Source organism: Streptomyces sp. TE5632, assembly GCF_054061295.1.
The window spans coordinates 5,072,747-5,085,494 of sequence record NZ_JBSSEA010000003.1 but is presented as its reverse complement, the minus strand read 5'-3'; the positions used below and the strand labels follow the sequence as shown (position 1 = coordinate 5,085,494).

8 protein-coding genes and 1 pseudogene are annotated in these 12,748 nt (G+C 70.2%); 6 read left to right on the top strand and 3 right to left on the bottom strand.

Annotated elements, in window-relative coordinates:
- Window positions 1-9: 9 nt before the first annotated feature.
- The 3 genes from ACVW19_RS28415 to ACVW19_RS28405 form a co-directional block, all read right to left on the bottom strand.
- On the bottom strand, window positions 10-591 hold the full coding sequence (locus tag ACVW19_RS28415) for a nitroreductase family protein (protein WP_457462905.1): 582 nt from the start codon (window positions 589-591) through the stop codon (window positions 10-12).
- 62 nt (window positions 592-653) lie between these two features.
- The gene (locus tag ACVW19_RS28410) at window positions 654-965 is read right to left on the bottom strand and encodes a hypothetical protein (protein WP_457462903.1); all 312 of its coding nucleotides are present in this window, start codon (window positions 963-965) and stop codon (window positions 654-656) included.
- Between the two features lie 333 nt (window positions 966-1,298).
- Entirely contained in the window at window positions 1,299-3,149 is a 1,851-nt protein-coding gene (locus ACVW19_RS28405) for a BTAD domain-containing putative transcriptional regulator (RefSeq protein WP_457462901.1), read from the bottom strand.
- A 453-nt stretch (window positions 3,150-3,602) separates the two neighbouring features.
- Between ACVW19_RS28405 and ACVW19_RS28400 the strand changes: the two genes are divergently transcribed.
- The 6 genes and pseudogenes from ACVW19_RS28400 to ACVW19_RS28375 all read left to right on the top strand — a co-directional run bounded on the left by ACVW19_RS28400 (window position 3,603) and on the right by ACVW19_RS28375 (window position 12,391).
- A complete protein-coding gene (locus tag ACVW19_RS28400; protein WP_457462899.1) occupies window positions 3,603-5,390 on the top strand; it encodes a 2-isopropylmalate synthase in 1,788 nt (595 codons plus the stop codon).
- A gap of 57 nt (window positions 5,391-5,447) precedes the next feature.
- On the top strand, window positions 5,448-7,034 hold the full coding sequence (locus tag ACVW19_RS28395) for an amino acid adenylation domain-containing protein (protein ID WP_457462898.1): 1,587 nt from the start codon (window positions 5,448-5,450) through the stop codon (window positions 7,032-7,034).
- A gap of 116 nt (window positions 7,035-7,150) precedes the next feature.
- Window positions 7,151-8,491 (top strand): cation:proton antiporter, encoded by a 1,341-nt coding sequence (locus ACVW19_RS28390; RefSeq protein WP_457462897.1) that lies wholly within the window; start codon window positions 7,151-7,153, stop codon window positions 8,489-8,491.
- 792 nt (window positions 8,492-9,283) lie between these two features.
- A complete protein-coding gene (gene leuC / locus ACVW19_RS28385; RefSeq protein WP_457461654.1) occupies window positions 9,284-10,711 on the top strand; it encodes a 3-isopropylmalate dehydratase large subunit in 1,428 nt (475 codons plus the stop codon).
- Between the two features lie 6 nt (window positions 10,712-10,717).
- Window positions 10,718-11,299: pseudogene (gene leuD / locus ACVW19_RS28380) on the top strand (3-isopropylmalate dehydratase small subunit); the annotation flags it as partial.
- Between the two features lie 24 nt (window positions 11,300-11,323).
- Complete coding sequence (locus ACVW19_RS28375) at window positions 11,324-12,391, top strand: 3-isopropylmalate dehydrogenase (protein WP_457464817.1); 1,068 nt, start codon at window positions 11,324-11,326, stop codon at window positions 12,389-12,391.
- Window positions 12,392-12,748: the final 357 nt, after the last annotated feature.

Sequence of the window (12,748 nt, the reverse complement as noted above, 5' to 3'; positions counted from 1 at the left end):
CCGAGGTGGTCAGCAGCAGGCTTCCGCCTTCGCGTGAGGGGCCGCCAGCTGCGTGAGCGTGCGGATCCGCGCCCTGGGGTCGGGCAGCCGCCGTGGCGGCGGGGCGCCCACGGCCGTGCCGGTGTACAGCCAGCCCAGCAGTTGCTCGTCGGGGCGGAGCCCGTGCAGGGCGCGGACTCTGTGGTCGTGGGTGGCGGGGCCGGTGCGCCAGATGGAGGCGTAGCCCCGGTCGTGCAGCAGCAGGGACAGGGTCTGGATCGCGGCCGCCGTGGACGCCATCTGCTCCCAGCGCGGGATCGTGCGATGGGCGACCGGGGCGAAGACGATGGCGATGAGCAGGGGGGCGCGCAGCGGCTTGGCGGCGGCCCGCTCCCGGACACAGGGATCGTCCGCCGAGCACGCGGCGAGCCGTATGCCCAGCTCGACACGCTCCTCGCCGCGCAGGGTGACCAGGCGCCACGGCAGCAGCCTGCCGTGGTCCGGTGCGGTCATGGCGGCTTTCACGAGGGTGAGCAGTTGTCCGTCGTCGGGGGCAGGTTCGCTGAGACGGCTGACGCTGCGCCTGGTCAGCACGGTCTCCAGGGTCTCCATCTCAAGCCCTTTCAGGAGTGAGCGGCATGGCTCGGGTCGACACCGGCGGCGGGCGGCCGGTCTCAGTCGTCGGAGCGGATCCGCGCCCCGACACCGACCGAGCAGCGGATGAACGGGACATGGTGGACGGTGCCGGCCGGTCCGTTCGAGGACAGCAGGATGCGGGCGAGGACCTCCTTCTCCTCGGCGCCGAGCAGCACCTCGATCCGGTCGCAGCCCACCTGGCCCATGCCGGGGGTCTTGACCCCGATCCGCAGGGAGACGCTGTCGTCGGTGTCGGTCACCGCGGTGATGAGGCCGTCCACGACCCCGGGTACCAGGGGCAGGACCGCCGATCGGCCGGTGTCCGTCTCGGCAAGATGCTGTGTGCTCACATGCTTCCTCTCGTTCGTGCCCCATGAGGCACACCCGGCGGCTCGCCGCACCGATCGGACGGAAACCGGCACTGGTCCAGGACCACGACTTCATCCTGACCGCCGCCGTCCTCGGTCCGTCCTCGACCGATCCTCGTGGCACCTCGGGTGAGGCCCGGCCGTGCCTGGAGCGTGCCCGCGCGTCGTCCTTCAAGGGTTCTGTTCCGAAGGTTCTGATCCGCAGCTTTTATTTGCAGGTGTTTGTTCGGAAGCTCCCGCCAAAGGTCTCGGTTCGGAAGCTCCCGCCAAAGGTCTCGCCTGAGATCGACGAACGGCGCAACGGCGCGGCGTGCGTCAGACGCCGCCGTCGTGATCCGGAACCCGGGGATACCGGAATTCGCCCTTCCCCGGGGAAACGGCGACGAGGCACTCCTCGGCGGGTTCCGGGGACGTCTCGGCTGCCGTACCCGCGAGTTGGGCGGCAAAGGAATGGACCAATTCGTGAATGCCGTAACGCGCGAGCCCGGAGGCGCTCAACAGATGTGCGTCGACGAGGGATTCGAGAAGCCGCTCGGCATGGGCGACCGGAAGACCTGAGCGGGCGGCGACGGTGCGTGCATCGATCCGGTCGGCCGGCACCTGACCGAGCAGACGGAAGACGTCCTGCTGTGCGGTGCCGAGCCCCTCGTACGACTGGCGGAACACCTCGGCGACACTGCCCCCTTCCGCCTCCAGGGTGGTCACCCACTGCTGGCCCGCGCCGAGCCGCAAGGCCAGGTGCGAGGCCGACCAGCCGGGGCGGTGGCGGAGCTTGGCGGCGGCGAGCCGGATCGCCAGGGGCAGGCCGCCGCAGAGGTCGACGATGTGCTCGACGGCCGCCGGTTCCCGGCGCGGCCGGTCGTCCCCGACGATCTTGCCGAAGAGCGTCCGCCCTTCGGACTGGGACATCTCCTGCAGCGTCAGGTGGCAGGTCGCCATGAGGTTCGTCAACCGGTTGCGGCTGGTCACCACGGTGAGGCAGCCGGGAGAGGTCGGCAGCAGGGGCAGGGTCCGGTGGGTGTCGGTCACGTTGTCCAGGACGATCAGCACCCGGCGGTCGGCGAGCAGTCGGCGCCACAGGGCGCCCCGTTCGTCCACACGGCGGGGAACACGCTCCGGCGGCACTCCCAGCCCGGACAGCAGGACGCCCAGAGCGGTGCCCGGATCACGGGGGCGGTCGGTCACGGCGTAAGCCTGCATGTCGATGAACAGCTGCGCGTCGGGATAGCTGGGCGTCAGCTGGTGCGCGGCCTGCAGAGCGAGCGTGGTTTTCCCTATCCCTGCCATTCCGTCGATCGCGATGACCACCGGTGCCGACCGGGGAGGCTGCCCCTTTGTCTGGGACACCCGGCCCGCTTCATGGATGACCCGTTGTTCCCGGGCACGTCCGATGAAATGCACGGCGCGCGGCGGGAGATTATTACGACCCAGTCGCATGCTTTGATTGAGGGAAGCCGGCTGAATTCCCTGCAGAATTTGACGATGGGCCTCCTGCATGTCCATCCCGGGGCTTACCCCGAGTTCCTCCTTGAGGGTTTTGCGGGTTCGTTCGAAAAGCGTGAGAGCACTGGCCTGCGCGCCGGAGCGGTGCAACGCGAGCATGAACTGCGCCACCAGCCGTTCCCGCAGCGGATGCTCGGCCACCCAGGTGGAGAGTTCACCGAGCAGCAACTGGTGGTTCCCCGCCGCCAGCTCCCATTCGACGCGTTGCTCCATGGTCACCAGCCGCAGCTCGTCGAGCGCCGCGATCTGGGCCCGCAGCACGGGCCGGTCGAGTCCTTCCAGGACGGGTCCGCGCCACAGGGCCAGGGCGGACCTCATCCCCTCCAGCGCCTCTTCGGCACGCCCTGCCGCCAGCAGCTTCCGGGCCTCGACAGCCCGCCGCAGAAACGTTGCTGCATCCACCTGGCAGCCGTCCGTCACCAGTTGGTACCCGCCCCCCGCGAGCCGCAGGTTCTCAGCCAGCCGGGGATGGAGGCGGCGCAGGTCGGAGGTGGCGTTGCGGATCTGCTTGACGGCCGTCGCAGGGGCCTCCGCCTCCCATACGGTGTCGATCAGACGGTCGATCGGGACCGGCGCCCCGTCGGCCAGCAGGAGGGCACCGAGTATCGCCTGGCGCTTGGCGCCCGAGACGGATAATCGTTCACTGCCGACGTGTACTTCCAACGGTCCTAAGATACGCAACTCCATTTACACACCCCCGCAGCCGTCAGGCCAGTGAGAAACAGTCGATGAACACTGCTCGGAAATTGCCCCGGCGAGCCTACCTTTCACCGAGGAAACCCCGTAAGAGTCTTTTCACTACGTGAGATGGTGCAGGTTGCGGGGCCTCGAGGCAACACCGCCACTGCAAACATCCGAAGTGTGACCAGCAGTGCCGGATTTACAAGGATGGCCGATTCGCGGGGTTCGGCGGTGTCCTGCCCGCCATGCGCTCCGACGGCACCTCTCAGTTGTCCCGTCGGCCCGGCCGGCGCCTTCTGCCGCACCCCTGCTCTTTCTGCGAGTGCGCTGTGAGGAACGGGATAAGGATGGTTCGAGGACGCAATGAGGACGCGGGGGGTGACGGTCAACGGGTTGGTTTTCGAGCCAGGGAATGCTCAGGGAGGCTGATCGCGTATGGCCAGGGTGGCAACGAGGGGTACGGGTGACGGAACCACGGCGGGGCAGCCGTGGTGGAACACACAGCGCGGCTCGGGGATGCCGATCGAGCGGTACGGCCGGGCGGCGGAACGGGTCCCCGGAGGGCTGGCGGACCGGACGTGGCCGGCGAAGGCGCTCCGGCACGCTCCCCTGTGGGCGTCGGTGGACCTGCGGGACGGCAACCAGGCACTGGCCAACCCGATGGACGCCACGCGCAAGAACAAGATGTTCGACCTGCTCGTCGAGTTGGGGTTCAAGGAGATCGAGGTCGGCTACCCGGCGGCCAGCGAGGCGGAGTTCGACTTCGTGCGGGACCTGATCCGCCAGGACCGGGTACCCGACGACGTGACGATCGTGGTGTTCACCCCGGCCCGCCCGGAACTGATCGAGCGGACCTTCGAGGCCCTGCGTGGGGCCCGGCGAGCGGTGGTGCACCTCTGTCTTGCCACCGCGTGCCTGTGGCGCGACGTGGTCTTCCGTCTGTCGCCGGCGGAACTGAAGGGCTACACGCTCGACGCCGCACGCCAGGTGGCCCGACTGGCCGACGCGATGCCGGGCGCCGCGATGCGCTACGAGTTCTCCCCGGAGACGTTCAACGTCACCGAGCCGGAGTACGCGCTGGAGGTGTCCAACGCCGTCATCGCCACCTGGGACGCCGCCCCGGACCGCCCGGTCACCCTGAACCTGCCGACCACCGTCGAGACGGACACCCCGAACGTCTTCGCCGACCAGGTCGAGTGGATGTCCCGCAACCTCGACCGCCGCGCATCGGTGATCCTCTCCGTTCACCCGCACAACGACCGCGGCACGGCGGTGGCCTCCGCGGAACTCGCCCTGATGGCCGGGGCCGACCGCGTCGAGGGCACCCTGTTCGGCAACGGCGAGCGGACCGGCAACGTCTGCCTGGCCACGCTCGCGCTGAACCTGTTCAGCCACGGCGTCGAACCGCAGCTGGACTTCTCCGACATCGACAGCGTGCGCCGCACCGTCGAAGAGTGCAACCAGATGCCCGTCCACGATCGGCACCCGTACGCCGGCGACCTGGTGTACACCGCGTTCTCCGGGACCCACCAGGACGCCATCGGCAAGGGGCTGGCCGCCCTGGACGACCAGGCCGGGGCCGGTGGTACCGGCCCCGGCCGGCTCCCCTGGCAGGTGCCCTACCTGCCCATCGACCCAAAGGACGTCGGCCGGACGTACGAGTCCGTGGTCCGCGTCAACAGCCAGTCCGGCAAGGGCGGTGTCGCCCAGGTGCTCAAGACGCACTACGGCTTGGACCTGCCCCGCCCGATGCGGATCGAGTTCGCCCGCGCCGTCCAGGCCATCACCGAGCGCACCGGCACCGAGCTGACCTCCCGCCGGCTGTGGGAGGCCTTCAGCGACCTCTACCTGGAACCGCGACCCTGGCTGCTGCTGAAGGAGGCGGCGAAGTACGACAGCCCCGACGGCACCACGCTCCAGCTCTTCCTCGTCGGACCGGACGGTGAGGAGATCCACCTCACCGGCACCGGCGACGACACCGTCACCGCGACCGTCGCGGCGCTCCGGGCCGACGGCCACGAGGTGACCCTGCACGAACGGACCACGCAGCAGACGCCCGACCAGCGCACCGCCGTGTACGCGCACCTCACGTACGCCGGCGAGACCGTGCACGCGGCGGGCCTGCACCCCGATCCCACGACGGCCGCCGTCTCCGCCCTCCTCAACGGCGTCAACCGCGTGCGCGGCGAGGACGGGCAAGGCAAGGGCGAGCACCGCCGCTGACCTGTGCCCCGGTGGACCGGGACGACCCGCAGTCTTCGATCCGACAAGGAACATCACATGGTTCTGGCAGGCACCAAGGTCCTGTTGCCAAAAGAGCGCCTCGCACACCGCGTCTTCGAGTCGCACGCCGCCCGCCATCCGGAGCGGCCGGCCCTCACCTGCGGTGTGGAGCGTCTGACGTACGGCGAACTCAACGCACGGGCCAACCGGGTGGCCCACTACCTGGCCTCGATCGGGGCCGCGCGCGGCTCGGTGGTCGGGGTGTGCGTCGACCGATCGAGCGATCTCGTGGCCACCGTCCTGGGCGTGCTGAAGGCCGGGGCGGCCTATGTGCCTCTGGATCCGTCCTATCCGCCCGAGCGCCTGCGGCTGATGGTCTCCCAGCTTCCCCGGATGAACGTGGTGGTGGCCGGCGCCGACACGCTCACGCTGGTGGCCGGGGCCGCCGGCACGATCGTCGACATCGGTGACCCGGCACTCGGCCTCGCGGACTTCTCCGAGACGGATCCGGCCGTGCGGATCGACCCCGAGGACCTGTGCTACGTGGTCTTCACCTCGGGCTCCACGGGAACGCCCAAGGCCACCGCGGTGCGCCACGAAGGCTGGTACAACCTGCTCAACTGGCTCACCCTCGAATACGGCCTGGACCACGAGTCGGGCAATCTGCTGGTCAGCTCCTTCGGGTTCGACATCAGCCAGCGCAGCCTGATGACCCCACTGTTCACCGGTGCGCCCCTGCACCTGCTGCCCAGCCGGAGTTTCGATGTGAGCCTCGCCCACCGGCTCGTCGGCGAGCTGGGGGTGCGCACCCTGCACTGCGCCCCGAGCACCCTGTACCTGCTGGTGGAACGGGAGATGGCCCAGGGCACCGAGGTACTGTCCGGGCTGCGCCACGTCTTCATCGGCGGCGAGCCCATGTCCGCCGCACGTGTCGCGGAGTGGGCCACCCGCGAGGGCAACCAGTGCCTTCTGCTGCACCAGTACGGCGTGGCCGAGTGCACGGACGTCGCCTCCTCGCACCGCATGGTGGACTACGGCTCCTACGCCGAGGGGCCGCTGCCCGCAGGGCCCCCGGTCTACAACACGGAGATCCACATCCTGGACGACGACCTCCGGGAGGTGCCGGACGGCGAGGTCGGGGAGATCTGCGTCTCCGGGATCAGTGTCGGGGCCGGTTACCTCAACGCCGGTCCGGAGGCTGCGGCCCGGTTCGTCACCGTGCGCCGGGACGGTGACGACGTACAGCTCTACCGCACCGGTGACCAGGGCTACACCACACCGTCGGGCGAACTCGTCGTGGTGGGGCGGCTGGACCACCAGGTGAAGGTCCGCGGCATGCGCATCGACCTCGGCGACGTCGAGCACGCCGTGCGCCGTCACCAGGGCGTCCGCGACGTGGTCGTCGTTCCGGTGGGCTCGGGGCAGGACACCCGTCTGGTCGGTCTGGTGATCCCGGCGAGCGACCGGTTCGACGAGCGGGCCCTGCGGCGTGATCTGCTCGACGCCCTCCCGCGGAACATGGTGCCGCAGCAGCTCGTCCCGCTCGACGCCTTCCCGCTGAACCCCAACGGGAAGGTCGACCGCAAGGCACTGGCGGGCCGACTCCTGGCCGGCACGCCGTCGGCCGGTTCAGGCGCGCGCTAGCCGAGGCGGGGGCGGGGCCGGCCCGCCCCTGGCCGGCTCCGGTGCGGGTCGGCCCGCCGCGCCGCCCCGTCGCAGCCGTCGTTCTTCTTGCCCCCTCGAATGGGAGAGTCGGAGTCTTGGGATCACACACCATTGCCGCCGGGCCCGCGCCCGGAGCCACGGCGGGTCTGCTGTGCGCGCTGGCGCTGATCGTCGCCGCCGCGTCCGTCTTCGCCAGACTCGCCCAGCGTCTGCGGCAGCCGGCTGTCGTCGGTGAGATCGTCGCCGGGGTCGTCCTCGGACCCAGTGTGCTGGGTCTGCTGCCGGGCGAGCTGGTCGACGTGGTCTTCCCCACGGACGTCAGGCCCTATCTGCAGGTCCTGTCCCAACTGGGGCTGGTCCTCTTCATGTTCGGGGTCGGCTACGAGTTCGACGCCGCCCGGCTGCGCCGCCACGGAGCGCAGGTCACCGCCGTGTCACTGACCTCCGTCGTCCTGCCGTTCGCCCTGGGCGCCGGGCTGGCCGTACTGCTGGCGCCGTGGTTCGACCGTGCGCAGATGAAGACGGATGGCGTACTCGTGCCGGCCCTGTTCCTCGGGGCGGCGATGTCCATCACCGCGTTCCCGGTGCTCGCCCGGATCATCGGCGAACGCGGCCTGCAAAAAGACCGGGTGGGTGTCATCTCGGTGGCCTGCGCGGCGATCCAGGACGTCCTCGCCTGGATCGTCCTCGCGGTGGTCGTCGCGCTCGCCGGCAGCACCGGCCCCTGGCCCCTGGTGCGGATGTCCCTCGCCTGTGCGGCGCTGCTGGTCGCGCTGGTCTGGCTCGTCCGGCCGGCCCTGGCCTGGGCCCTGTCCCCGGCGCGCCCGTGGTCCGGCGCCTTGGTCGCCCATGCCGTCCTGGTCGTGGGCCTGCTGCTGAGCGCCTGGGTGACCGAGGCCATGGGACTGCACGCGGTGTTCGGGGCGTTCGCCTTCGGAGCCGTGGCGCCCCGGGCCGAGGTGAACGCCGTCGCACCCGAGGTCCCTGAACGCATCGAGCAGGCCAGCCTGCTGTTGCTGCCGGTGTTCTTCGTGGTCACGGGCCTGTCCGTGGACCTCGGCGGGCTGGGCGGGCACGGGGTGCTCATCCTGCTGGCGGTGCTCGTCGTGGCATGCGCGGGGAAGTTCCTCGGCGCGGCGAGCGCGGCCGGTCTGACGGGCGCGAACCGGCAGGACGCCATCGTGCTGGGCGTACTGATGAACGCCCGTGGCCTGACGGAGTTGGTCATCCTGAACGTCGGCCTGGGGCTCGGCGTCCTGGACGGCCAGCTGTTCACCGCGATGGTCATGATGGCCATCGCGACCACCGTGATGACGGGTCCGCTGCTGGACCGGTTCCACCGCCGAACGGCACCGGCGCCCCGCCGGAGCGAGCCGGTGGAGCGGGACCGGGACGACCACCGCCCACTGGTCACCTCACCGGACGAGGCACACTGAGGAAAGCCCGCCCGGCAGCACCTCGGAGCGTGTTCCCTTACGAGTTCCGCAAGGGAACACCTCCGTTTTTTCCTGCCCGTCGCCGACGCGTCTCAGAAAACCGGCGATCCGCCGCACCACAATTCCATCAATTAATCATCCCTTTCCCCCGCGCCCTTTCCCGGTGCACTGCTCCCTGGTCCACAGTGCACGGCAAAACCGGTCCACCGGCCCACTGATCCGACAATCCCGGATTCCGGTGACGGCGCGGACCGTACGGGAGCGCCGGAACTCAGCCGCATCGTCCCATACCGCCCTCCCCCGGCTTCCACGAACAGTACGGCGGGTTTGTCGCCGCACAGCGGCGAACACGGACGACCGTGCCGACCGGTGAGCGTCTCGTCGTCCCGGACCCGGTGATCGCGGAGCGGGCACGGCTGCGTGTTTCCCTTCCGGGCATGTCCATCGGCCCCACCGATGGACATGCCCCTGATGTCGCACAAGGTCACGAACCCGCTCCCGGACAGCTCGGCGCCGCCGTTTCCCACCCTGTCCCGAGTGCGGCCGGGAGCGGCGGTGAACCCTCGGTCTCCAGTGCTTCGACGAGTTGTGCGGCCTGTATGCCGTGGATCCTCACACCGTTTCTCGGACCGACACGAGAGAGAAATGGGCGCGGCCGTGCGCACCGCCACCGACGAGGACGAAGTGGGGACTCGGCAAGGACGTTCCAGGGACGCCACCGCCTAATTTTGACGGGCAAAGGAAATCTCTCGGAATCCGAATTTCGGGGACCGTCCCGCCGGAGGGAATGCGATGGGTAGGACACTCGCGGAGAAGGTCTGGGACGACCATGTCGTCCGGCGCGCCGAGGGCGAGCCCGACCTCCTCTTCATCGATCTGCACCTGCTGCACGAGGTGACCAGCCCGCAGGCCTTCGACGGCCTGCGCAAGAGCGGCCGCGGGGTGCGCCGGCTCGATCTGACCATCGCGACCGAGGACCACAACACCCCGACCCTGGACATCGACAAGCCCATCGCCGACCCGGTCTCCCGCGTCCAGCTGGAGACGCTGCGGGCGAACTGCGCGGACTTCGGTGTCCGGCTGCACTCGCTGGGCGACGTGGAGCAGGGCGTGGTGCACGTGGTGGGGCCGCAGCTGGGGCTGACCCAGCCCGGCATGACCGTGGTCTGCGGCGACTCGCACACCTCCACGCACGGCGCGTTCGGCGGCCTGGCCTTCGGCATCGGCACCTCCCAGGTCGAGCACGTGCTGGCCACCCAGACCCTGCCGATGACCCGCCCCAAGACCATGGCGATCACCGTCCAGGGCGAACTGCCCGACGAGGTCACCGCCAAGGACCTGATCCTGGCGGTCATCGCCAGGATCGGCACCGGCGGCGGCCAGGGCTACATCCTGGAGTACCGCGGCGAGGCCATCGAGAAGCTCTCGATGGAGGCCCGGATGACCATCTGCAACATGTCGATCGAGGCCGGCGCCCGCGCGGGCATGATCGCCCCCGACGAGACCACGTTCGCCTACCTCAAGGGCCGCCCGCACGCCCCCCGGGGCGAGGACTGGGACGCGGCCGTGGCCCACTGGAAGACGCTGCGCACCGACCAGGACGCCGAGTTCGACGCCGAGGTCGTCATCGACGCCGCCGAACTGTCGCCGTTCGTCACCTGGGGCACCAACCCCGGCCAGGGCGCGCCGCTGTCCGCCGCCGTGCCCGACCCCGCCTCCTACGAAGACGCCTCGGAGCGCCTGGCCGCCGAAAAGGCCCTGGAATACATGGGGTTGACAGCCGGCCAGCCGCTGCGCTCCATCGGCGTGGACACCGTCTTCGTAGGCTCCTGCACCAACGGCCGGATCGAGGACCTGCGCGCCGTCGCCGACATCGTCAGGGGCCGCAAAGTCGCCGACGGCGTACGGATGCTGGTCGTCCCCGGCTCCGCCCGGGTGGGCCTGCAGGCCGTCTCCGAGGGCCTGGACGTGGTCTTCAAGGAGGCAGGCGCCGAGTGGCGGCACGCGGGCTGCTCGATGTGCCTGGGCATGAACCCCGACCGGCTCGCCCCCGGTGAGCGCTCCGCCTCCACCTCCAACCGCAACTTCGAGGGCCGGCAGGGCAAGGGCGGCCGCACCCACCTGGTCTCCCCCCAGGTGGCCGCCGCCACCGCGGTCCTCGGCCACCTGGCCTCCCCCTCCGACCTCGCCGCCGACACCCCCGCGCCCGCTGGAGTCTGATCAGTCATGGAAGCCTTCACCACCCACACCGGCCGGGCCGTCCCGCTGCGCCGCGGCAACGTCGACACCGACCAGATCATCCCCGCCCACTGGCTCAAGAAGGTGACCCGGGACGGCTTCGAGGACGGGCTGTTCGAGGCCTGGCGCAAGGACCCCGCATTCGTCCTCAACCGCCCCGAGCGCCGGGGCGCCACCGTGCTGGTCGCCGGCCCCGACTTCGGCACCGGCTCCTCCCGCGAACACGCCGTCTGGGCCCTGCAGAACTACGGCTTCAAAACCGTGATCTCCGCCCGCTTCGCCGACATCTTCCGCGGCAACTCGCTGAAGAACGGCCTGCTCACCGTGGTCCTCGACCAGCAGACCGTGGACGCGCTGTGGGAGCTGACGGAGGCCGACCCCACCGCCGAGATCACCGTCGACCTGCGGGCCCGCGAGGTGCGCGCCGGGAACATCACCGCCGCCTTCGAGCTCGACGAGAACTCCCGCTGGCGGCTGCTGAACGGGCTCGACGACATCTCCCTCACGCTGCAGCACGAGGCGGACATCGCCGCGTACGAGGCGAAACGCCCGTCGTACAAGCCGCGCACACCGTCCTTCGCCGCCTCCCGCGCCATCGACCTCGCCGTGATCCCCGGCGACGGCATCGGTCCCGAGGTGGTGGCCGAGGGGCTCAAGGTACTCAGGGCCGTACTGCCGCCCGAGGTCGAGCTGAGGACCACGGAGTACGACCTCGGAGCGGATCGCTGGCACCGCACCAAAGAGACGCTCCCGGACGCGGAGCTCGTCTCCCTGAAGCGGCACGACGCCCTCCTGCTCGGTGCCATCGGGCACCCGTCGGTCCCCAGCGGCGTGCTGGAGCGCGGCCTGCTGCTGAAGCTGCGGTTCGCCTTCGACCACCACGTCAACCTACGCCCGAGCAGACTCCGCACGGGGGCCGACGGCCCACTGGCCGGGAACCCACAGATCGACTTCGTCGTCGTCAGGGAGGGCACCGAGGGTCCCTACACGGGCAACGGCGGCAGCCTACGCACCGGTACGCCGCACGAGATCGCCACCGAGGTCAGCGTCAACACGGCGTACGGCGTCGAGCGGGTGGTCCGGGACGCGTTCGAGCGGGCACGGAATCGCCCGCGGCAGAAGCTGACGCTGGTGCACAAGAACAACGTGCTGGTGCACGCGGGACGGCTGTGGACAGGTGTCTTCGCCCGGGTGGGCGAGGAGTACCCCGAGGTCACCACCGAATACCTGCACGTCGACGCGGCCACGATCTTCCTCGTGACTCAACCCGAGCGTTTTGACGTGATCGTCACCGACAACCTCTTCGGTGACATCCTCACGGACCTGGCCGCCGCCGTGAGCGGCGGTATCGGTCTCGCCGCCTCGGGCAACATCAATCCGGCACGGGACTTCCCCTCGATGTTCGAGCCGGTGCACGGTTCCGCGCCGGACATCGCCGGCACCGGCCGGGCCGACCCGACCGCCACCTGCCTGTCCGTGGCGCTGCTCCTGCGGCACCTCGGCTTCGACGACGAGGCGGCACGGGTCGAGAACGCGGTCGCCGCGGACCTCGCCGAGCGGACGACGGCCAGGGCGACGGTCCGTTCGACCGAGGAGACCGGGGACGCCATCGCCGCCCTGGCCACCGGGCGTGCACCGGCCGACATGATGAGGGCGGTCTGACGGTGCGCACCCCCGGAACACGAGAGGACCCGGGCAATACGCACGTCCCCGATCGAGTCGTCCCGCGAGATCGCCACGGGCGGCACGGACATCACCGCCCCCTTGGTGACGATGTCCAGCGGTGGCCCGGACAGCATCTGTCTCCTGTACCGGCTGAAGGAGACCGGGGCGACCGACGTCCGCGCACTCACCGTCGACCCGGGCGAGGGCGAGCCGCACGAGGCGAAGCAGAAGATCTGCCACCGGTTGGACGTCAAGCGACGTCCCCTCCGAGGAGGCTGCGCCCAGGCCGTCGTCGACACCTGCGCGGTCGAGGTGACGGAGCCGGTGCGGTGGCGGCTGGGCACGAACCGGGCC